Here is a 21,484-nt window from a genome sequence, read left to right on the forward strand (position 1 = left end):
GGCATGTGCTACGTGCGAGAAGTGAAAGTCTTATCTGGTCGAGTGTCGGCCGAGACGGTAGCCGACCAGCACCCCGATCAAGGTGAGCAAGCTGCCGCCGACGGCGCCGAGGGCGAGCGTCCGGAGGTCGGACGTCTCCGCGGGAACGCCGGCGCGCCCGGTGAAGACCTGCGGCTGGGCAGCAGCAGGAGCCTCGGTGGCCTGTGCGGGCACCGCCGCTGGTGCCTGGGGCGTCTCCGCGGGAACGCCCGCACCTGCCAGCTCGGCGTCCACTGCGGTGAAGAACTGCGCGGCCATCCGCTTGGCGACCCCGGTGATCATCCGCTGACCCACACCGGCCACCGGCCCGCCCACCACCGCGTCCGCCGAGTAGGTCAGCACGGTGGAGGAGTCGCCGTCCGGCGCCAGCTCGATCGTCACCGTCGCCCGCACCTGCCCCGGTGCGCCCGCCCCGGACGCGTGCATCACGTACGAGGTCGGCCGCTGCTGGTCGGTCAGGTGCACCTCGCCCGCGTATGTCCCCTTCACCGCACCCACGCCCACCGAGACGTCCATCCGGTACGAGTCCTCGCCGACCCGCTCCAGCGCCAGGCACCCGGGGATGGTCCGCGCGAGCACCGCCGGGTCGGTCAGCGCCCGCCACACGTCCTCCGGGGACCCGTGCAGCACCGCCGAGCCGTCGAGGTTCACGCACCCACTCCCGTCCTGCGGCCCGATGCCGCGGTCCGCTCGGCCGTCTCCGAACGCATCAGGTCGTACAGCTCGGTGGGGGAGATGGGCATCGAGGTGATCCGCCGTCCCACCGCGTCCTCGATCGCCGACGCCAGCGCCGCCGACCCCGGGATCACCCCGGCCTCGCCGGCGCCCTTGATACCCAGCGGGTTCAGCGGCGAGGGCGTCTGCTGGTGGTCGATCACCACGTCGGGCACCTCGGAGGCGTACGGCATCAGGAAGTCCATGAACGACGCGTTCTGCAGCTGCCCGTCGGCGTCGTAGGCCATCCGCTCGTACAGCGCCCCGCCCACGCCCTGTGCGACCCCGCCCAGCACCTGGCCCTCGACGATCATCGGGTTCACCACGTTGCCGCAGTCGTGCACCACCGCGTAGTTCACGACGTCGATCTCCCACGTCGCCGGGTCGATCTCCACGACCGCCGCGTGCGCGCCCGACGCGAACGTCGACCGGATCGGCGAGTAGTAGTCGCGGTGCTCCAGCCCCGGAGCGTCCCCCGGGGTCACCGGCGGCCTGTCGTTCGAGGCCTGGACGGCGAACTGCGTCGCCTGCTTGGCCGCCTCGTCGAACGCGTACCGCAGCGGGTTGGACAGCACCGCCACCGTCCGCAGGGGGATCGAGGCCCCCGGCGTCCCCCGCACCTGGACGACGCCGTCGGCGATCTCCAGGTCGCCGGGGTCGGCCTCCAGCACGTCCGCGGCGATCCGCAGCGCCTTGTCCCGCACCCCGCGCGCGGCCAGCGCGATCGCGTTGCCGCTCATCACCGCCGCCCGCGAGGCGAACGTGCCGACCGCGTACGGGAAGCGCCGGGTGTCGCCGGTGGTCACCTCGACGTCCTCGATCGGCACCCCGAGCTCGGAGGCGACGATCTGCGCGAACGACGTCTCGTGCCCCTGGCCCTGCGTGGTCAGCCCGGTCGACACCAGCACCTTGCCGCTGCCCAGCACCTGCACGTGCCCGCCCTCGTACGGGCCGGGCCCGGTGCCCTCCACGTACAGCGCCATCCCGACGCCCAGCAGCCTGCCGCGCGCCTCGGCGTCGTCCCGCAGCGCGTCGATCCCGTCCCACCCGACCAGCACCTTCAGCTTCTCGAGCAGCGCCGGGTAGTCGCCGGAGTCGTAGACGACCGGCCGGCCGTCCTGGAACGTCAGGTGGTGGTCGTAGGGGAACTGCGAGGGCTGGATGAGGTTGCGCTCGCGGACGACGGCCCGGTCCAGGCCGAGGACGTCGGCGATGCGGTCCATCGTCCGCTCCATCGCGAAGCAGCCCTGCGGCCGCCCGGCACCCCGGTACGGCGTCACGATGACCGTGTTCGTGTAGACGCTCTCCACGACCACCCGGTACACGGGGATCACGTACGGGCCGACCAATTGGGTCGCGGTGATGATCGGCACGATGATCCCGTAGGGCGTGTAGGCGCCGTGGTCGTGCCAGACGTGGACGTCGAGCGCGGTGATCCGGCCGTCGTCGTCGAACCCGACGTTGATCTCCTGCCGCTGCTGCCGCTCGTGGGCGCTGGAGACGAAGTGCTCGCGGCGGTCCTCGGTCCACTTCACCTCGCGGCCGAGCGCGATGGCGGCCATCGGCACCAGCAGCTCCTCGGGCCACGGGTGCACGATCTTCACGCCGAAGCCGCCGCCGACGTCCGGGGCGACGACCTCCACCTGGTCGAGCGGGAGTTGCAGCTTGGCGGCGATGGCGGCGCGCACCGACGTCGAGGCCTGGGTGCTGGTGTGCACCCGCAGCGAGCGGTCGTCGGCGTCCCACCGCGCGTGCACGCCCTTGCCCTCCAGCGGCATGCCGGCGCTGCGCTCGACGTACTGGGTGAACGAGAGGGTGTGCGGCGACGCGGCCAGCGCCGGCTCGACGTCACCGGTCTCCTGGTGGTGCCGCGCCGCGACGTTGTCCGGGATCTCCTCGTGGACGCACGCGCGCGCCTCGCGGGCCGCGTCCACCCCGACGACGGCGGGCAGCTCCTCGTAGGTGACGGCGATCCGCTCGGCGGCGTCCTCGGCGACGTACCGGTCGGTCGCCACCACCATCACGACCGGCTCGCCGACGTGGTTGACCTCGCCGTTGGCCAGTGGGTACCCGGTGCGCGGCGCGGTCAGCTGCGGGTGCGGGATCAGCACGGGCAGCGGCTCGGCGAGCGGGCCGGTGAGGTCCTCGTAGGTGTAGATGGCGACCAGGCCCTCGACGTCGAGGGCGGCGTCCACGTCGACGTCCACGATGCGGGCGTGCGCGTGCGGACTGCGCACGAAGGCGGCGGCGAGTGCGCCGGCGCCGATGTCGTCGAGGTAGCGGCCCCTGCCGGTGATGAGCCGGGCGTCCTCGCGCCGGCGGACCGGCTCCCCGAACAGCTTGGTGGTCACCGCACGGCTCCGTCCGCGGCGGTCTCCGCGGAGATGGCCGGAGGACCGGCGGCAGTTCCCGCGGAAACCGCCATCGCCGCGGCCGCGTGACGCACGGCCTTCTTGATGTTCGCGTAGCCGGTGCACCGGCAGAGGTTGCCGCCGACCAGGTCGTCGACCTCCTCCTCGGTGATCTCCTCGGCCGCGTCCCGCGCCTCGAGCCCGGCGGCGATCGTCACCAGGAAGCCCGGTGTGCAGAAGCCGCACTGCAGGGCGTGGCACTCGCGGAACGCCTCCTGCACCGGGTGCAGCACCTGACCGCCGCGTCCGCCGTCGCGGGCCAGCCCCTCGACGGTGGTCACCTCCGCACCGTCCGCCTGCACGGCGAGCACCAGGCAGGAGCGCACCGGGGTGCCGTCCACCAGCACCGTGCAGGCTCCGCAGACGCCGTGCTCGCAGCCGACGTGCGTGCCGGTCAGCCCGAGGTCGTGCCGCAGGGCGTCCGACAGCAGCCGCCGCACCGGCACGGTGGCTTCACGTGGAACACCGTTCACGGTCAGCCGGACGGTCCGCTCGGTGTCGATGGAGACGGTCACTGGAATCCCCCTGCAGCCTCGGCGGCGGCCTCGATCAGCGTCCGCTCGGTCAGCACGCCGACCAGCAGGCGGCGGTAGTCGGCGCTGGCGTGCAGGTCGCCGTCCGGGTCCACCAGCGTGCGGGCGAGCGCGCCGGCAGCGGCCCAGTCGGCCTTCTCCACCGGGGCGCCGGCGACGGCGTCGGTGAGGTCGTGCACCTCGGGGGTCAGGCCCACCGAGACGTAGGAGGCGCGGACGGCGGCGACGCGGCGGTCCTCGTCGAGGGTGACGACGACGCCCGCGCCGCACACCGCGTAGTCGCCTCTGCGGCGGGCCACCTCGGCGAAGGCGGTCCCCGAGCGCGGCGGCAGCGCCGGGAAGTACGCCGAGGTGACGACGGCGACCGACGGCAACGACGTCTCCAGCGGGCCGACGAACAGGTCCTGCCAGCCGACGGCGCGCTCGCCGGAGGGCTCGGCGACGGACACCGAGCCGCCGGTCAGCGCGAGCACCGACGTCATCTCACCCGAGGGGTCGGCGTGCGCGATCGAGCCGACCGTCGTCCCCCGGTTCCGGATCGCCGGGTGGGCGACGTTCGCCGTCGCCCGGGCCAGCAGCGGCTGCACCCGGGCAGCGCCGTCGTGCGCGAGCAGCCCTGCGTGCCGGACGAGCGCCCCGACCCGCACGCCGTCCGCCGTGACCTCGACGGCGTCGAGGCCGGGCACCCGGTTGAGGTCCACCAGCGTGGCCGGCGCCGCGAGCCGCATGGACAGCAGCGGGAGCAGCGACTGGCCGCCGGCGAGCACCTTGGCACCCTCCTCGGCGGCGAGGACCTCGAGGGCCTCGGGCACCGAGCGCGGGTCGGCGTACCGGAAGGGCGCGGGCTTCACCGGGGGCGGGTCTCCCCGGGAGTCGACGAGCCGGTCACGCCCGGACGGCCGACCTCGTCGACCGACGAGGGGTCGGCGCCGTAGTCGTGCGCACCGGTGTGGCCGAGCGCGGGACCCGTGCCGCCGACGAACTCGCGCTCGGCCTCCAGCGCGGCCTTCATCTCCGCGGGCGCGAGGGCCCGGGCGACGTGCCAGCCGACGACCGCCACGATCGAGCCCAGCGCGATGCCGCCGAGGGAGAAGGACTCGGAGAAGGCCAGCTGGACGTCGCCGATCGCGATGATGATGCCCGCGGCGAGCGGCACCAGGTTGATCGGGTTGGCGAAGTCGACCCGGTTCTCCTTCCAGATCTTCGCGCCGAGCAGGCCGATCATCCCGTAGAGGACGACGGTGATCCCGCCGAGCACGCCACCCGGGACGATGTTGATCAGCGCGCCGAACTTCGGGCACAGGCCCAGCAGGATCGCCACGACGGCCGCCACGTAGTACGCCGCCGTCGAGTACACGCGGGTGGCGGCCATGACGCCGATGTTCTCCGCGTAGGTCGTCGTCGGGGAGCCGCCGACCGAGGTGGCCACGACGGTCGCGACGCCGTCGGCCGCGATGGCCCGGCCCATGTACGGGTCGAGGTCGCGCTTGGTCATCTCGGCGACCGCCTTGACGTGCCCGGTGTTCTCCGCGATCAGCGCGATGACCGCCGGCAGCACCAGGAGGCTGAAGTTCAGCGAGAAGGACGGCGCGATGAAGTCGGGCAGGCCGAACCAGTCGGCCTGGGCCACCGAGTCGAAGTCGATCCGGTCGCGGGTGGAGACCACGCCGGTGCCGTCGGGCGAGGTGATCTGGCCGGCGGTCGCGTCGAGGAGGACCGACAGCAGGTAGCCGAAGACCAGGCCGAGCAGGATGGAGATGCGGGCCCAGAAGCCCCGCAGCAGCAGGGAGGCGACGATGACGAACGCCATCGTCGCCAGCGCCACCCACTGGTCCTGCGGCCAGTAGATGCCGGCCACGACCGGGGCCAGGTTGAAGCCGATCAGCAGCACGACCGCGCCGGTCACCGCGGGCGGCAGGACCGCGTGCAGGAAGCGGACGCCGGCGAAGTGGATGAGCACGCCGACGAGGGCCAGGACGACGCCGGAGACGAGGATCGCGCCGACGACGTCGGAGGAGTCGCCGCCCGACGCGCGGACCGCCACCACGCCGCCGACGAACGAGGCGCTGGTGCCCAGGTAGCTGGGCACCTTCCCGTTCACGATGAGCAGGAAGATGATCGTCGCGATCCCGCTCATCATGATCGCCAGGTTCGGGTCGAGCCCCATGACGATCGGGAAGACGAAGGTCGCGCCGAACATCGCGACGACGTGCTGGGCGCCGATGCCGATCGTCCGCGGCCAGGACAGGCGTTCGTCCGGGGCCACCGCCTCACCGAGCGGCGGGGTCTTGCCGTCCCCGTAGAGCTTCCAGCCGAACGCCATGACCGCCTCCTCGACCTGCTCCTGGGACGTGGCCGGCGCCGCGGACAGCGGTTCCGGCACCCAGGGGGCGCCAATGTGACACGCCCGGCTGACAGGGCGGAAGTACCTCAGTGCTAAATCGTCGTTGCGCCGATGTCTCACCGCTGAGGTACCTGACCGGTACGGTCGGCGCGGTGAGCGAGCGTGCGAGCGACCCCATGGACAGAGCACTCCCGGGAACGCGGACGACGAGCGCCGGCGAGGAGGTCGCGTGACCGCAGCCCCCGTCCGCCACGTCTCCCTGCGCAGCGGCGTGTACGCCGACTCGGTCCGGCTGATGCAGGTCAGCCGGGACGTCGGCGCCCGGGAGGGTGTCACCGCCGTGCTCGTCGCGATGGCCACGCCGCTCAACCTCGAACTCGCCGCGGGCATGGGCCTGGCCCCCGACGAGACCGCCTCCGGCGACCAGCTGCTCGTCGCGGTCACCGCCGAGGACGACGACGCGCTGGCCGCCGCGGTCGCCGCCGTCGACGCCGCGCTGGCCGCCCGCGAACGCGCCGCCGGCCCCGCGCAGACCGTGCCGCTCCGCACGATCGGCGCGGGGCTCTCCGCGCTGGACACCGACGGTCCGGCGCTGGCCGTCGTCAGCGTCCCGGGCCCCTACGCCGTCGCCGAGGCCGCCGACGCCATCGCCGCCGGCCGCAGCGTGCTGGTGTTCTCCGACGGCGTCCCGGTCGAGTCCGAGGTCGCGCTCAAGCGCGCCGCGCACGACGCCGGGGTGCTCGTCATGGGCCCCGACTGCGGGACGGCGATCGTCTCCGGCCTCGCCCTCGGGTTCGCCAACGTCGTGCGCCGCGGGCCGGTCGGCCTGGTCGCCGCGTCCGGCACCGGCGCCCAGCAGGTGTCCTGCCTGCTCGACACGGCCGGCGTCGGGGTCTCGCACGTGCTCGGTGTGGGAGGCCGCGACCTGTCCGAGGCCGTCGGCGGGCTGGCCACCCTCGACGCGCTGGCCCTGCTCGACGCCGACCCCGCCACCGAGCGGGTGCTGCTGGTCTCCAAGCCGCCCGCGCCGTCGGTGGCCTCGGCGGTGGCGGAGGCCGCCGCGGAGCTGTCCGTGCCGGTCCGCTCGGCCGCGCTGTCGCCGGCGACCCCCGACCTCACCGCCGCCGTCGAGGGGCTGCTCGCGGAGATGGGCGTCGCGGTGCCGGAGTGGCCGTCGCGCACCTCGACCAGAACGGCCGCGCCGGGCGCCGTCCTCAAGGGGTTCTACGCCGGCGGCACGCTCGCCGACGAGGCGATGCTGCTCGCCGCGCCGGTGCTCGGCGACATCCGGTCCAACACCCCGCTGCGCCCCGAGCTCGGCCTCGTCGTCGACCCGTCCGCCCCGGACCTGTCCGCCCGCGGGCACGTGGTGGTCGACTTCGGGGACGACGCGCTCACCGTCGGCCGGGCGCACCCGATGATCGACCCGACCCTGCGGCTCGAGGCGCTGGCCCGGGTGGCGGCGTCGGGCGAGCCCGCGGTCGTGCTGATGGACGTCGTCCTCGGCCACGGCGCCGACCCCGACCCGGCCGCCACGCTCGCCCCGGCGCTGCGGGCGGCCGGCCTGCCCGCCGTCGTCGCGCTGGTCGGCACCGAGGCCGACCCGCAGGGCTGGTCCCGCCAGGCCGACGCGCTCGCCGCGGCCGGAGCTCACGTGTTCGCGTCCAACGCGCAGGCCACCCGGCACGCGCTCGACCTGCTGGGAGCCGCGCGATGAGGCTGCTGTCCGGGACGCCGACGGTCGTCGCCGCGGGCGTCGACGTCTTCTCCGCCGCGCTGCGCGCCCAGGGCGCCGACGTCCACGACGTCGACTGGCGCCCGCCCGGCTTCGGTGAGCCCGCCGACCTCGCCGCCCTCGCGCTCGACCGGCGCCGGGCCGCGGCCAACCGCACCGCCGTCGAACGGGTGATGGCCGCCGGGTCGCACCTGGTCGACGTCCGCCCGGCGCGCGACGTGCTCGGCCTGCCCGACCGCACGCTGCTGCACGCCGGCCCGCCGATCGGGTGGGCCGACGCCAGCGGTCCGCTGCGCGGTGCGCTGATCGGTGCCTGCCTCTTCGAGGGCTGGGCGTCCACGGTGGAGGAGGCGGAGCGCCTGCTCGCCGCCGGGGAGATCGCCCTCGACCCGTGCCACCACCACCGCACGGTCGGGCCGATGGCCGGGGTGACCTCGCCATCCATGTGGATGTACTGCCTGGAGGACCCGGTCACCGGCGGCCAGGCGTTCTGCAACCTCAACGAGGGCCTGGGCAAGGTGCTGCGGATGGGCGCCTACGACGACGAGGTGCTCACCCGCCTCGCCTGGATGCGCGACGTCCTCGGGCCGGTGCTGCAGGCCGCCGTGCGCTCGATGGCCGAGCCGCTGGACGTCAAGGCCGTGCTCGCCCAGATGCTGCAGATGGGCGACGAGGGGCACAACCGCAACCGCGCCGGCTCGCTGATGACCCTGCGCGAGCTCTCCCCGGCGATCGTGGAGGTCGACGCGCCGTCGTCCGACGTCGCCGCGGTGCTGCGCTTCATCGGCGGCAACGAGCACTTCTTCCTCAACCTGGGCATGCCGACGGCGAAGCTCGCCATGGACGCGGCGCGGGACGTGCCCGGCTCGACGATGGTGACCGTGATGTCCCGCAACGGGACCGAGTTCGGCATCCGGACCGCCGGCACCGGCGACCGCTGGTTCACCGGCCCCGCCAACACCCCGGTCGGCCTGTTCCTCGGCGACTACGGCCCGGACGACGCCAACCCCGACATCGGCGACTCCGCGATCATGGAGACCTACGGCGTCGGCGGGTTCACCATGGCCGCCGCACCCGCGATCGTCCGGTTCGTCGGCGGCACCGTGCCCGACGCGCTGGCCACCACCGAGCGGATGTACCAGCTGACCCTGGCCGAGAACCCCGCCATGCAGGTGCCGATCCTCGGCTTCCGCGGCTCCCCGACCGGCATCGACGTCCTCGCGGTGGCGCGCACCGGTTGGCTGCCGCAGATCAACACCGGCATGGCCGGGCGGGTCGCCGGCACCGGTCAGGTCGGCGCCGGGCTGGTGCAGCCGCCGCGCGAGTGCTTCGAGCAGGCACTGGCCGCCCTCGCCGCGGAGACCCGCGCCGCCGCCTGACGCCCGTCGAGTGCGACGCGCTCGTGGCCGTCAGCCGCTCATCGCCACGACGTCGCAGCCCCCCGGTGCCACGTGCCGGGGCGGTCCGCTGCAGGGGCCCGCCGCGAGCCTGCGAGTGGCGGGGGGCAGGGGGTCCTCGTCAGCGGACGCAGGCCAGCAGCGTGCGGACGGCGCCCGGCAGCTCGCCGGTGGAGGTGAGCGGGGCGGGGAACGGGGTGCGCAGGTCGTAGCAGCCGGTGCGGGGCTCGACCCGGAACAGCACCCCGTGCCGGTCCAGGCCGAGCAGGTGCACCGGGTCGTCACCGGCCCACGCCTGCACCCGGGCGCACAGCTCGGCCAGCGGACCGGCGTGCTCGCTGATCAGGTCGTCCTCGTCGGCGCCCAGCGGATCGGGGCGGGCGGCGGCGTATTCCTCCGGGGTGACCTCGGTCCAGCCGCCGCCCTCGTGCAGCAGCACCTCGGCGACGTCCAGCCGCAGCAGCGTCGCGGTGAGCCCCACGTCGAGCAGGACGTCGTCCGGGCGGACGGCGGCGAAGGCCAGTACCAGGTCGGCCTCGTCCTCGGCGGACAGCGGCGTCAACCAGCCGGCGAGCTCGAGCCGGGCCCGCAGCGGGTTGCGCAGCGGCTGGGTCGAGCGGGAGGTCACCGTGACCTTCGCCGCGAGGTCGCCGTCCGGGGACTCGTGGACCGCCGTCGCCAGCCCGCCGCTCCGGGGGACGACGACCAGCACCCGCCCGTCGTCCAGCGTGGCCGCCGCCAGCAGCCGGCTGGTGCCCAGCCCCAGGGCCTGCACCGAGGCGATCGGCCGGGTGGCGACCGTGCGGGCCCGCTCGGCGGCGTCCGCGGCGCGGTCCTGCTGCACGGGGGAGGACGTCCCGCGTCCGATGGTCATGGGTGCCCCTCGGGGTCGACGTCGTGGAATAAGGTGAGCCTAACCAAACGTTGGAGGCCCCGTGAACAACCCTCGTCCCAAGGTCCGGATCAGCCGCGCCCTCGGTATCCCACTCACGCCCAAGGCCGTCGAGTACTTCGAGCGCCGTCCGTACCCGCCCGGCGAGCACGGCCGCAAGCGCCGCAAGGAGAGCGACTACTCGACCCGGCTGCGCGAGAAGCAGCGGCTGCGGGCCCAGTACGACATCAGCGAGACACAGCTGCGCGCCGCCTTCGACCGGGCCCGGCGCGCCGGCGGCAAGACCGGCGAGGCGCTGATCCAGGACCTCGAGTCCCGCCTCGACGCGACCGTCCTGCGGGCCGGGTTCGCGCGCACCATCTACCAGGCACGTCAGTTCGTCACCCACCAGCACGTGCTGGTCAACGGCAAGCGCGTCGACCGTCCCTCCTACCGGCTCGAGCCCGGCGACTTCGTGCAGATCGCGGAGAAGTCGAGGACCAAGGAGCCCTTCGTCGTCGCCGCCTCCGGTGCGCACGCCACGGCGCCCGCCTACCTGGAGGTCCGGCTGGCCGACCTGGTCGCCCGGGTCGAGCGGGTGCCCGACCGCGACGAGGTGCCGGTCGTCTGCGAGGAGCAGCTCGTCGTCGAGCACTACTCCCGCTGATCCCCCCGCGAGATCTGCACACTCGTGGCCATCGAGCCCGTGATCGCCGCGACTGTGCAGATCTCGCGCCGCCGGGGTAGCGGCCGCGCGTGGACCCCCGCGACGTCGTCCGGCGCAGCAAGCGGCTCTCCTACGTGCTGCGCCACGCCCCCGGTGCCGTCGGGGTGACCCTCGACGCGGCCGGCTGGGCGGACGTCGACGCCCTGCTCGCCGCCCTCGGCTGGACCCGTGCGGAGCTCGAGCACGTCGTCGCCACCAATGACAAGCGCCGGTTCGCCCTCGACGACACCGGCACGCGGATCCGCGCCAGCCAGGGCCACAGCGTCGCCGTCGACCTCGGCTACGCCGCGGAGGAGCCACCGCCGGTGCTGTTCCACGGGACGGCGGAGCGCAACCTGCCCGCCATCGAGGCCGAGGGCCTGCGCCCCGGACGTCGCCATGCGGTGCACCTCAGCTCCGACGAGGCCACGGCCCGACGGGTGGGGGCCCGTCACGGGCGGCCGGTCGTCCTCGGGGTCGACGCCGAGGGCATGGCGCGCGACGGCGCGGTCTTCACCCGCTCGGCGAACGGCGTGTGGCTGGTCGACGCCGTCCCGCCCCGGTACCTACGCGGACCGTGACGACAGGTCGCGCACCCCGGCGGTGAGCGTGGCCTGGTTTGCCGAAGGATGTGGTCAGCCGCAGCAGCCACTCCCCGGCCGCCGCGCCCTCGGGAACCGAGCCCGCCTGGTCGCGGACGCTCCGGTCCACCCCCTCGCGCTGTGGTGGAGTCTCGGGCGGTAGGGAGAAAGACCGTTCTGTCTCCCCCTGTGACGACCTGGAGGCCCCCCATGTCCGCCGTCTACACCGCCACCGCCACCGCCACCGGTGAGGGCCGCAACGGCCACACCCGCACCGACGACGGCCTGGTCGACCTCGACCTGGCCGTGCCGAAGGAGATGGGTGGTCCCGGCGGCGGTGCCAACCCCGAGCAGCTCTTCGCCGCCGGCTACGCGGCCTGCTTCCACGGCGCGCTCAAGCTCGTCGCCCGCCAGCAGGAGGCGACCTTCACCGACTCCGCCGTCACCGCCGAGGTCGGCATCGGCCCGGACGACGCCGGTGGCTTCGCGCTCGAGGTCACCCTGCGGGTCGAGCTCGGCGGCATCGACCAGACCGCCGCCGAGCAGCTCGTCGAGGCCGCCCACCGGGTGTGCCCCTACTCGAACGCCACCCGCGGCAACGTGCCGGTGACCCTGGAGACGGTCACCGCCTGAGAGAGAGGACCCCCTGCCGGCCTGGGACGACGGCCGGGGACGCCCGCGCCCGGGCCGGGGGGACCCGCCCGCGCGCGGTGCACCGCTCAGCCGCGGCCGGGGAGCACGGCCCTCGCCTCGCCAGGCCACTCGGTCACCAGTACCCGGACCCGAGGGGGTCACCGCAGGTCAGCGGCACACTGGGCCGGTGATCCGCAACGTCGTCGTCGGCCGGGTGCGCCCGGGCACCGACCTCTCCCTCGTCCAGGAGGCGCTCGACGCCATCGTCGCCCTGCCCGTGGAGGGGCTGGTGGACGTCCGGGCCGGCCTGGACGCCGGCCTGCGGGCCGGCGCGTGGAGCTTCGCCATCACCAGCGACTTCGTCGACGCCGAGGCCTACCGGGTGTACGACGCGGAGGCCGAGCACAACCGCATCCGGCGGGAGATGTTCGACCCGGTCTGCGAGGAGATCGCGCGAGTGCAGTTCCAGTTCTGAGCGGGCTCAGCAGGGCCGGCGTCCAGTGGGGCACCCCCTGCCGAGTGGGCAGTCGCGGGCGCCGGGGACGGCGTGTCCGCGCGTGCCGCCGACCGCACCTGCGCACTCGGCCGGTGGTGCGGTCGGAGCGGCTCAGCCGGGCAGCGCGTCCAGCGGCATCCCGACGTAGAGCATCCCGACCAGCTCGCCGTCGGCGGAGTGCAGGCCCTCGTAGGCGGTGAAGTACGGCCGGTCGGCGACCGTCGCCTCGCCGGTGTAGGTCCGCCCGGCCAGGACGGCGGTGAGCACCGGGTTGGCGCTGCCGTCGGCGGTGCGACGCGGGATGTAGCTGCCGACGTTGCGCCGGCCCTGGGCCGTGACGACGGTCGTGGCCACGCGGACCATGCTGCCGTCGTCGTCCAGCCGCTGGAACAGCGTGCAGCTGCCGCCCACCAGCGCCACGACGTCGTCGACCAGCGGCGCGGGGCGGCGCGGGTCGTCGTCGCGGGTCAGCGGCACGCCGCCGAGCAGCAGGTCGGGCAGCTCGACCTCCCGGCTCGCCCCGGTCACCTGGTCGCGGACGGGGAGCCGACGGCGGCCCTCGCCCAGCTGCACGCCGCCGGCCTCGTCGAGCAGGTCCTCGGCCACGGCCAGCGCCCGCCGGACGTATGCCTCGCGCTGGTCGTCGGCGAGCGCGGCCACCGCCTCGGTGATCCGGGCCGACCCGCCGGCCGCCCGCTCCACGCTCTCGACGACCCGGTCGGTGGCGGCCCGCTGCTGCTCGACGGCCGCGGCGACGGTGTCCTGCGCCGCGGCGATCGAGCCGAGCGTCGTGCTGATCCGCGAGACGACGTCCACGGCCGAGCGGGTCTCCCGGTGCACCGCCTCGACCTGGGCGCCGATGTCGCCGGCGGCGCGGGCGGTGCGCTCGGCGAGCTGCTTGACCTCGTCGGCGACGACGGCGAAGCCGCGGCCCACCTCACCGGCGCGGGCGGCCTCGACGTAGGCGTTGAGCGCGAGGAACCGGCTCTGCTGGCTGATCGCCGACAGCAGCCGGACGATCTCCGTGATCGCCTCGGTCGCGCCCTGCAGCGCGGCGATCCGCTCGTCGACGGCCTGCGCGTCGCGGACCGCCTCCGCGGTGACCGTCGAGGCGTGCGTCGTGCACCCGGCGATGTCGCCGATCGCCGACCGCAGCTCGACGAGGGACTCCGCGGCCTGCCGTGTCGTCGCGGAGACCTCCCGGCTGGCCTGGGCGAGCACCCCGGCCCGCTGCGCGGCGTCCTCGCCCCCGCCCTCGCGCTCGAGCCGCCGGCGCGCCCGGCTCGAGGTCAGCCGGGGAGCCGGCGGGGGCACCGGCGCCGGCCGGGACCCGGGCAGGACGGTCTGCTGGACGGACGACCTGCGCACGCATGCCTCCTCGGCCGGCCCGGTGGGGAGCACCGGTCGCGGAGCCGAGGCGCTCCGGCGGTGCGCGCTCACGGTAGGTCGCTGTCGGTCACGCGGTGTGAGGCGCGCCGCACCGGGGCAGCGGGGTCTCAGGCCTTGACGATCGCCGCCACGGGACCGCCGCCCGACGGACCCTGGTGCACCGCCGCCACCGACACGAACACCGCCGGGTCGCCGGTCACCGACGCCGCCACGCCGCCCACCGTCGCCTTGATCTGGCGGTGCCAGAAGACGTCGGAGTCGTCGAGCATCGCGTTGCGCCGGCCGCGGACGTAGCCGGTCGGGTCGGCCTCGCACTTGAGGAAGACGTTGACCAGCCGGTCGCCGAGGTCGCTGGGGTGCGGCCGCTCGGGCAGCTCGAGCCCGGCGTCCCGGATGGCGTTCCAGATGCCGTCCTGGTCGAGCGCGTCGCGCATCACCGAGTGGCCGATCCGGTAGGCCCCGCCGTGCCCGCGGGCGTTGCCGACGACGACGATCTGCGCCCGGTCCAGCTCGACGCCGGACGAGCAGGAGGCCACCGCGCTGTACAGCGACAGGTCGCGCATGACCTGCTCCTGGCGCGGCATCTCGATCTCGCCGAGCGCCACCGCGATGCCCAGCGCCGTCGTCCCGTTGGACAGGTCCATCGAGCCGTGCGGCTCGTCGTAGTACGTGTCCTTGCCGCGCGCCTTGGCGTCGCGGATGGTCTCGATGGTCAGCAGCGGCGTCTTGGTCTGCACGTAGTGGACGTCGGCCGGGTCGGTGATGCCGGCCTCCGCCATCGCCCGGCGCACGCCCTCGGCGACCTTCTCGACCATCGCGATCCGGCCGATGTCCTCGGGCAGGAGGACGTCGCTCATCGCGTAGCCCACGGTCAGCCGCGGCTCGTCGGTCTTCTCCACCGCGTCCTCGGGCAGTGTGGCGAAGACCGTCGCGTGCGGGCTGATGACGCCGTCCGTGCCGCCCGACCACACGATCGGGATCTGCGCGACCTCCTCCTTGGACCGGCTGCCCTTCTCGAGCAGCACCTCGCGGAAGGCCCGGTCGGCGATGATCCGCGTGTAGTCGTTGACCCCGCCGTTGCCCTCGGTCTTGCCGATGACGGCGACGACCCGGTCGGCCTCCATCACGCCGTCGTCGACGAGCTTGGCCAGCTCGGAGGCGTCGCTGACGTTGTGCAGCGGGATCTTGCGGACCTCGATCGGTGCGGGCACGGCTTTCCTCTCAACTCGCCAACAGGACGGTGCCGACGTCGTCGCTCGCGACGGCGTCGGCGATGTGCTCGAGGGACGTCACGACGGCGCGGCGCGTGGGGCCGGGGCCACGAGCAGAGCCCTCCACGAAGCGGAGCGCGGCCTCGACCTTGGGACCCATCGAGCCGCGGGCGAACTCGCCGGCCGCGGCGTGCGCGCGCAGCTCTGCGGGGGTGACCCGGCCGAGCGGCCGGGCGGCGGGGGTGCCGTACCCGACGAGCACGTGGGGGACGTCGGTCGCGATCACCAGCGTCCCGGCGTCCAGCTCGCGGGCCAGCAGCGCGGCGGTGAGGTCCTTGTCGATCACGGCCTCGACACCGCGCAGGGCCCCGCCGGGGCGGGCGGGATCCTCCACCACCGGCACGCCGCCCCCGCCGGCGCAGACGACGACGAACCCGGCCGCGAGGAGCGCCTCGATCGCCGGGACGTCGACCACGCGCCGCGGCTCGGGCGAGGCGACGACCCGCCGCCAGCCGCGCGCGCCGCGGTCCTCCCACACCTGGCCGTGGGCCATGGACCGCTCGGCCTGCTCGCGCGGCAGGAAACGGCCGATCGGCTTGGACGGCTCCCGGAAGTGCGGGTCGTCGGCGTCCACGAGGGTGCGGGTGACCAGGGCGGCGGTGCGCATCGGCACCCCGTGCGCGGCGAGGGCGGCGTCGAGCTCGTCGGCCAGCGTGAAGCCGATGGTCGCCTGGGTCTGGGCGACGCACCAGTCCAGCGGCACCGGCGGGACCTCGTGCGCGGCCATCTCGTTCTTGACCAGCAGGTTGCCCACCTGCGGCCCGTTGCCGTGGGTGAGCACCACCGGGACGCCGGTGGCCACGACCGCCGCCACGTGCCGGCAGGCCGCGGCGATCGCGTCGCGCTGCGCGGCGGGCGTGGCCGAGCCGTCCGGGCCGGTCATCGCGTTGCCGCCGAGGGCGATGACGACGCGGCCGGGGGTCACCCTGGCGACCCTAGCGATGTGTGTCTTAGTGGTGAAGTACTCGGCCGGGGCACGCGGCCCCTCGACCCGTCGCGGCTGGGGAGTGGAGGATCTGCGGTGAGCGGACACCCGAGGGGAGACCGCGATGCGCGTCCACTTCCACCTGGACACCCGCGCGAGCCCGGAGCAGGTCTTCACTGCGTTCACCGACGTGAGCGAGCGGCGGCTCGAGGTGTGGTCGAAGACGCTCGACCCGGCCAAGTACGAGGTCCGCGACCAGGGGGAGAGCTGGGCCGTCGTCCGGGAGGGGAGCGCCGGGGTCGACCTGTGGGTGGTGCTGCGCTACGAGTGGGCGGCTCCGGACCGGGTCAGCTGGACGCTGGTCGACAGCGACCACTGCGATCGAGGCGCCGGCGAGGTCCTCATCACGCCGCGGGACGGCGGCGGCAGCCGGGTCGATGTGACCATCCACCACTCCGGCGGCCGGGGACTGCGGGGCCGGGCGGTGCTGCTGGCCCAGCGCGTGCTCGGGCCCCTCGCGTTCCCGCGGACGTGGCGCGCGGCGCTGGACCGGCTGGCGGGCTGAGCGCGCTCTCAGCGGCGCCAGAAGTCGAAGGCGTCCCGCCCGGGCCGGAAGCCCGCCGCCTCGACGACGTCCACCGCGAGGTCGAAGTGCTGCCCCACGCCGGCCGGCTGGTGGGCGTCGCTGCCGAAGCTGACCGCCTCGCCGCCCTCCTCGAAGAACCAGCGCACCTGGTCGACCGACGCCAGCGGGCTGGTCGTGTTCACCTCCAGCGCCCGGCCGGTGCCGGCCAGCGCCCGGAACACCGCGCGGTACTCCTCCTCGTAGTCCTTCTCCGCGTACCGGTCGCTGCCGCCGGGCCAGTAGCGCCGCGGGAAGTCCACGTGCGCGAGCACCTGGAAGACGTCGCTGTTCTCGACCATGTCGACGAGCTCGGCCAGGTAGCGGCGCATCGTCGTGTCCGGGTCGGGGTAGAGCAGCCGCCCCACGCCGTAGAGCCGGCCGTCCTGGCTCAGCGAGTGCAGCGAGCCGAGCACCCGGTCGACGGGGGAGTCCCGCAGGTGGGCGGCGACGCTGGCGGCGAACAGGTGCGGCTCGCCGGTCTCCACGCCCGACCAGATCCGCAGCTCCGGGAAGCGCTCGCGGCACTCCTCGAGCTCGGCGGAGTAGCCCTCGACGTCGATGGGCAGGTGCCGGGAGGCGTGCCGGTCCACCAGCCCCTCGGCGGTCGCGCGGTCCTCCGGCGTCCAGGTCGTGAAGTCGAGGTGCTCGGTGAAGGCGATGGCAGGCAGGCCCCGGGCGACCGCCCGCTCGCACGCGCGCACCATCGTGGAGGAGTCGGCGGTGTCCCAGGACCACCTGGTGTGCACGTGGTTGTCCGGTGGTCGCATCGTCTGTGGATTCTCCCCCTTCGTCCCCGGGGTCCGCGCGGCGACCGGTCCTGTCGCCCGTCCTGCCTACTGTCGGGAGCCATGACCACCGCCGCGCCGTCCGCCGACCTCGCCACCGAGGCCCTCGAGGTCCTCCGCGAGCTGACCGGCCGCCCCGACGCGGTCTTCCGCGAGGGTCAGGACGCCGCCGTCGCCGCGCTGGTCGAGCGCTCCGAGCGGGCCCTGGTCGTGCAGCGCACCGGGTGGGGCAAGTCGGCGGTCTACTTCGTCTCCACCGCGCTGCTGCGCCGCCGCGGCGCCGGCCCCACGCTGCTGGTCAGCCCGCTGCTGGCGCTGATGCGCGACCAGGTCGCCGCCGCCGCGCGCGCCGGCATCCGGGCCGTGGAGATCTCCAGCGCCAACGCCACCGAGTGGGACGACGTCGCCGCGGCCCTGGCGGCCGACGACGTCGACGTCCTGCTGGTCTCGCCCGAGCGGCTGACCAACCCGCGCTTCCGCGAGGAGCAGCTGCCGGGGCTGGTGGCCCGCTGCGGTCTGCTCGTCGTCGACGAGGCGCACTGCGTCTCCGACTGGGGCCACGACTTCCGCCCCGACTACCGCCGCATCCGCGACCTGCTCGGCACGCTCCCGGCCGGGACGCCGGTGCTCGCGACCACCGCGACGGCCAACGAGCGGGTGGTCGCCGACGTCGCCGAGCAGCTGGGTGCCGGCGGCGTGGGGGTGACGACGGTGCGCGGTCCCCTGGCGCGCGACTCGCTGCGCCTCGGGGTGCTGCGGCTGCCCACCGACCGGGCGCGGCTGGCGTGGCTGGCCGCCCACCTCGGCGACCTGCCGGGCAGCGGCATCGTCTACACGCTCACCGTGGCCGCGGCCGAGGAGACGGCGTCCCTGCTGCGCGACGCCGGCCACGAGGTGCGCGCCTACACCGGCCGGCTCGACGACGCCGACCGCAAGGACGCCGAGGAGGCGCTGCGGGAGAACCGGGTCAAGGCGCTGGTCGCCACCTCGGCGCTCGGCATGGGCTTCGACAAGCCCGACCTCGGCTTCGTCGTCCACCTGGGGGCGCCGTCGTCGCCGGTCAGCTACTACCAGCAGGTGGGCCGCGCCGGCCGCGCCGTCGAGCACGCCGACGTGCTGCTGCTGCCCGGCCCCGAGGACCTCGCCATCTGGCAGTGGTTCGCCACCTCCTCCATGCCGCGGGAGGACCACGCCGCCGCGGTGCTCTCCGCGATGGCCGACGGGAAGGCCTGGTCGGTGGCCCGTCTGGAGACGGTGGCCGACGTCCGCCGCTCCCGGCTGGAGCTGCTGCTCAAGGTGCTCGCGGTGGACGGCGCGGTGGAGCGGGTGCAGGGCGGCTGGCGGTCCACCGGACGGCCGTGGGTGTACGACGCCGACCGCTACGCCCGCGTCACCCGCACCCGGGAGGCCGAGCAGCGGGCGATGATCGCCTACGCGAAGCCGGTCGACGAGGCGCACTGCCGGATGGCCTTCCTGCAGGAGGCCCTCGACGACCCGACCGCCGCCCCCTGCGGTCGCTGCGACGTCTGCGCCGGCCCCTGGTACTCGACCGAGGTCCCCGAGGGGGCGGCCGCGGCGGCCTCCGCCGCCCTCGACCGTCCCGGCGTCGAGCTGGCACCGCGGGCCCAGTGGCCGACCGGTGCGGACCGCCTCGGCGTCGAGGTCAAGGGCAAGATCGCGCCGGGGGAGCAGCTCGACCCGGGCCGGGCCGTCGCCCGGCTCACCGACCTCGGCTGGGGGCAGCGGCTGCGCGCCCTGCTCGGGGACGACGGTGTCGGCGGCGTGGTCGACCTCGAGGCCCCGGGCCTGGAGGAGGACCCGGATGCCGCCTTCGACGTGCCGGTGCGGCGGGCGTCCTCCGACCTCTCGCCGGACGACGAGCTGCTGCAGGCCTGCGCGCGGGTGCTGGCCGCCTGGGACTGGGCCGAGCGCCCCGCCGCGGTGGTCGCCGTCCCCTCCCGCCGCCGGCCCCGCCTGGTCACCGGGCTGGCGCAGGGTCTGGCCGGCCTGGGCCGGCTGCCCTACCTCGGGGAGCTCTCGCTCGCCCACGGCGGCCCGACCGGGCAGCCCGGGGGCAACAGCGCCTTCCGGCTGGCCGGTGTGTGGCAGCGGATCGTCGTCGGCCCGGAGCTGCGCGAGCGGCTGGCCCAGCTGGGCCCGGTGCCGGTGCTGCTGGTCGACGACCTCGCCGACTCGCGCTGGACCATGACCGTCGCCGGTCGCGAGCTGCGGCTGGCTGGCGCCTCCCGCGTGCTGCCCTTCGCGCTCGCCCTCACCGCCTGACGGAGGACCACCTCCCCTCACGCCTCGCAATCTCGGCGTGGGGTCCCGAGGTGGCCGTTCCAGCACGTCACCGGGCTCGCGCCGGATCCCTGCAGGGCGGCCGCCCGTCCACCCGGGCCCTCCCGAGTCCAGGCCGGGCGCCGGGACGAGGCCGCCTCCACTCGGAGCGGTTGGCGCGGTCCGCACTCGTACACGCGTTCGATCCCGCGTAGCCTCCGCCCATGTCGCTCGTACACCAGCCGTCGATGTGGGACCTCGCCGAGGAGGCCACGCTCGGGGCCCTCGCGGTCACCCGGCACCACCTCGACCGGGGTGCCTGGGTCGACCACCTGCCCGGCTGGGTCCGGGGGTCCGACGAGGTGCTCGAGGTGCTGCTCGGGGACATCGGCTGGCGGGCCGACCGACGGCAGATGTACGAGCGCGAGGTCGCCGTCCCCCGCCTGCTGCGGTGGTACGGCGGGGACGAGCCGCTGCCGCACCCGTTGCTCACCGAGGCACGGGAGGCGCTGAACGCCCGCTACGGGCCAGAGTTGGGCGAGCCGTTCGTCAGCGCCGGCATGTGCCTCTACCGCGACGGCCGTGACAGCGTCGCCTGGCACGGTGACCGACTCGGCCGCGGGCGCAGCGCCGACACCATGGTCGCGATCGTGTCCTTCGGGTCGCCGCGGCCGCTGCTGCTCCGCCCGGTCGGCGGCGGGGCGGGCCTGCGGTTCCCCCTGGGTCACGGGGACCTGGTCGTCATGGGCGGTGCGTGCCAGCGGACGTGGGAGCACTGCATCCCGAAGACCACCAAGCCGGTGGGCCCCCGGGTCAGCGTCCAGTTCCGCCCCCGTGGTGTGGCCTGACGCCGCCGGGGGCGGGTGGCGTCCACGTGTCAGGTCGGCGGTCGCAGGCTGTGACCCGGCTCACACCCGCGCGCGGAAGTCGCTCCGGCGGCGGGGCGTTCCCCCACACGTCGGGACACCGCCACCAGCGGCCGGCCACCCGCCCCCGGCTCCATGACGAGGAGCGCGGATGCGGCGGGGAGCCGACGAGGGGGCCGGCCTCGTCCCGGCAGCGGGTCCTAGGACCACCGCGCGCTGCCCTCCACCCGCCTCCTGTCGCAGGGCGGGATCGGTGCGGGAGGCTCGGCGCGGCGGACCGCGTCGACCCCGACGTCCCGGAGTCCGGCTCCTCAGCCGGCCCGACGGGCACCGATGCCCCTGGGCACAGGGGCATCCACCGGGAGGGCGGCCTCCTCCGCGGACCCCCCCTGCAGGGGGCCCCGCGGGTGGTGTACTGTTCTCTCTGCACCGAGCGAGAACAGACCGGGTCGCAAGCCTGGGAAACCGCCGGACAGACCCCCGAGGTCCGACCGCTGCGGAGCACGGTGTACATTGGAGACACCGCCTCGAACGAAGGCCGAGAAGGCTGGAGTACGAGCGCGTCCGCTCCTTGAGAACTCAACAGCGTGCCGAAAGTCAGTGCCATGTATGTGACCCCTTTGTGGGTTTCTTTGGGTTGATTGACGAGAGCGTCCAGTTCTCGGTTCTCGCCCGGATTTGAATTCATCTACGGAGAGTTTGATCCTGGCTCAGGACGAACGCTGGCGGCGTGCTTAACACATGCAAGTCGAACGGTGAACCGTCTTCGGACGGGGATCAGTGGCGAACGGGTGAGTAACACGTGGGCAACCTGCCCCCGGCTCTGGGATAACTCCAAGAAATTGGGGCTAATACCGGATGTGACCGCTGACCGCATGGTCTG

The 21,484-nt window shown here is 74.5% G+C and carries 19 protein-coding genes and 1 rRNA gene; 10 read left to right on the plus strand and 10 right to left on the minus strand.

The features are described 5' to 3' along the window. Positions 1–30 precede the first annotated feature (30 nt). The 5 genes from BLS21_RS17545 to BLS21_RS17565 are packed head-to-tail and all read right to left on the minus strand — an operon-like array spanning position 31 to position 6,080. A complete protein-coding gene (locus BLS21_RS17545) occupies positions 31–690 on the minus strand; it encodes an SRPBCC family protein (protein ID WP_091221368.1) in 660 nt (219 codons plus the stop codon). Continuing rightward, entirely contained in the window at positions 687–3,104 is a 2,418-nt protein-coding gene (gene cutA, locus BLS21_RS17550; RefSeq protein ID WP_091221371.1) for an aerobic carbon-monoxide dehydrogenase large subunit, read from the minus strand. The genes BLS21_RS17545 and cutA overlap by 4 nt, the downstream gene beginning before the upstream one ends. Beyond that, positions 3,101–3,679: a (2Fe-2S)-binding protein gene (locus BLS21_RS17555; protein WP_091221373.1), complete on the minus strand. Its 579-nt coding sequence runs from the start codon at positions 3,677–3,679 to the stop codon at positions 3,101–3,103. The genes cutA and BLS21_RS17555 overlap by 4 nt, the downstream gene beginning before the upstream one ends. Next, positions 3,676–4,548 carry an FAD binding domain-containing protein gene (locus tag BLS21_RS17560; protein WP_091221375.1) on the minus strand — a complete coding sequence of 291 codons (873 nt, stop codon included), beginning with the start codon at positions 4,546–4,548 and terminating at the stop codon, positions 3,676–3,678. The genes BLS21_RS17555 and BLS21_RS17560 overlap by 4 nt, the downstream gene beginning before the upstream one ends. Beyond that, entirely contained in the window at positions 4,545–6,080 is a 1,536-nt protein-coding gene (locus tag BLS21_RS17565; protein WP_245700507.1) for a uracil-xanthine permease family protein, read from the minus strand. The genes BLS21_RS17560 and BLS21_RS17565 overlap by 4 nt, the downstream gene beginning before the upstream one ends. Positions 6,081–6,270: 190 nt before the next feature. Between BLS21_RS17565 and BLS21_RS17570 the strand changes: the two genes are divergently transcribed. Both BLS21_RS17570 and BLS21_RS17575 read left to right on the plus strand, forming a co-directional pair. Further along, on the plus strand, positions 6,271–7,758 hold the full coding sequence (locus BLS21_RS17570; protein WP_091221377.1) for an AllF/FdrA family protein: 1,488 nt from the start codon (positions 6,271–6,273) through the stop codon (positions 7,756–7,758). Further along, the gene (locus tag BLS21_RS17575; RefSeq protein WP_091221380.1) at positions 7,755–9,155 is read left to right on the plus strand and encodes a YlbE family protein; all 1,401 of its coding nucleotides are present in this window, start codon (positions 7,755–7,757) and stop codon (positions 9,153–9,155) included. Before BLS21_RS17570 ends, BLS21_RS17575 begins: the two co-directional genes overlap by 4 nt. A 139-nt stretch (positions 9,156–9,294) precedes the next feature. Here the strand turns inward: BLS21_RS17575 and BLS21_RS17580 are convergent, their stop codons facing one another. Then, the gene (locus BLS21_RS17580; RefSeq protein WP_091221382.1) at positions 9,295–10,047 is read right to left on the minus strand and encodes a hypothetical protein; all 753 of its coding nucleotides are present in this window, start codon (positions 10,045–10,047) and stop codon (positions 9,295–9,297) included. A gap of 61 nt (positions 10,048–10,108) precedes the next feature. Between BLS21_RS17580 and rpsD the strand changes: the two genes are divergently transcribed. The 4 genes from rpsD (at position 10,109) to BLS21_RS17600 (ending at position 12,439) form a co-directional block, all read left to right on the plus strand. Next, on the plus strand, positions 10,109–10,711 hold the full coding sequence (gene rpsD, locus BLS21_RS17585; protein WP_091221385.1) for a 30S ribosomal protein S4: 603 nt from the start codon (positions 10,109–10,111) through the stop codon (positions 10,709–10,711). Positions 10,712–10,800: 89 nt separating this feature from the next. After that, a complete protein-coding gene (locus BLS21_RS17590; protein WP_091221387.1) occupies positions 10,801–11,331 on the plus strand; it encodes an RNA 2'-phosphotransferase in 531 nt (176 codons plus the stop codon). Between the two features lie 210 nt (positions 11,332–11,541). After that, the gene (locus tag BLS21_RS17595; protein ID WP_091221390.1) at positions 11,542–11,964 is read left to right on the plus strand and encodes an organic hydroperoxide resistance protein; all 423 of its coding nucleotides are present in this window, start codon (positions 11,542–11,544) and stop codon (positions 11,962–11,964) included. Positions 11,965–12,151: 187 nt separating this feature from the next. Further along, on the plus strand, positions 12,152–12,439 hold the full coding sequence (locus tag BLS21_RS17600; protein ID WP_091221392.1) for a Dabb family protein: 288 nt from the start codon (positions 12,152–12,154) through the stop codon (positions 12,437–12,439). A gap of 132 nt (positions 12,440–12,571) precedes the next feature. Here BLS21_RS17600 and BLS21_RS17605 read toward each other — a convergent pair whose 3' ends face one another. From BLS21_RS17605 to BLS21_RS17615, 3 genes are all read right to left on the minus strand, one after another. Further along, positions 12,572–13,828: a Cache 3/Cache 2 fusion domain-containing protein gene (locus tag BLS21_RS17605; protein ID WP_091221395.1), complete on the minus strand. Its 1,257-nt coding sequence runs from the start codon at positions 13,826–13,828 to the stop codon at positions 12,572–12,574. Positions 13,829–13,956: 128 nt separating this feature from the next. Then, entirely contained in the window at positions 13,957–15,060 is a 1,104-nt protein-coding gene (bar, locus tag BLS21_RS17610) for a barbiturase (protein ID WP_091221397.1), read from the minus strand. Between the two features lie 10 nt (positions 15,061–15,070). Then, positions 15,071–16,045 (minus strand): carbamate kinase, encoded by a 975-nt coding sequence (locus BLS21_RS17615; RefSeq protein ID WP_091221400.1) that lies wholly within the window; start codon positions 16,043–16,045, stop codon positions 15,071–15,073. 124 nt (positions 16,046–16,169) lie between these two features. Between BLS21_RS17615 and BLS21_RS17620 the strand changes: the two genes are divergently transcribed. Continuing rightward, positions 16,170–16,610, plus strand: coding sequence for an SRPBCC family protein (locus BLS21_RS17620; RefSeq protein ID WP_091221403.1), 441 nt, complete (start codon positions 16,170–16,172; stop codon positions 16,608–16,610). 8 nt (positions 16,611–16,618) lie between these two features. Here BLS21_RS17620 and BLS21_RS17625 read toward each other — a convergent pair whose 3' ends face one another. Beyond that, positions 16,619–17,437: a PHP domain-containing protein gene (locus tag BLS21_RS17625; protein WP_091221405.1), complete on the minus strand. Its 819-nt coding sequence runs from the start codon at positions 17,435–17,437 to the stop codon at positions 16,619–16,621. Positions 17,438–17,518: 81 nt separating this feature from the next. Here BLS21_RS17625 and BLS21_RS17630 point away from each other — a divergent pair, with 81 nt between their 5' ends. From BLS21_RS17630 to BLS21_RS17640, 3 genes are all read left to right on the plus strand, one after another. Next, complete coding sequence (locus BLS21_RS17630) at positions 17,519–19,738, plus strand: RecQ family ATP-dependent DNA helicase (RefSeq protein WP_091221408.1); 2,220 nt, start codon at positions 17,519–17,521, stop codon at positions 19,736–19,738. A 221-nt stretch (positions 19,739–19,959) separates the two neighbouring features. Continuing rightward, on the plus strand, positions 19,960–20,583 hold the full coding sequence (locus BLS21_RS17635; RefSeq protein WP_091221410.1) for an alpha-ketoglutarate-dependent dioxygenase AlkB: 624 nt from the start codon (positions 19,960–19,962) through the stop codon (positions 20,581–20,583). 705 nt (positions 20,584–21,288) lie between these two features. Continuing rightward, positions 21,289–21,484 (plus strand): 16S ribosomal RNA (locus BLS21_RS17640); the annotation flags it as partial.

Source organism: Geodermatophilus siccatus (assembly GCF_900103785.1).
GTDB classification, from domain to species: Bacteria; Actinomycetota; Actinomycetes; order Mycobacteriales; family Geodermatophilaceae; genus Geodermatophilus; species Geodermatophilus siccatus.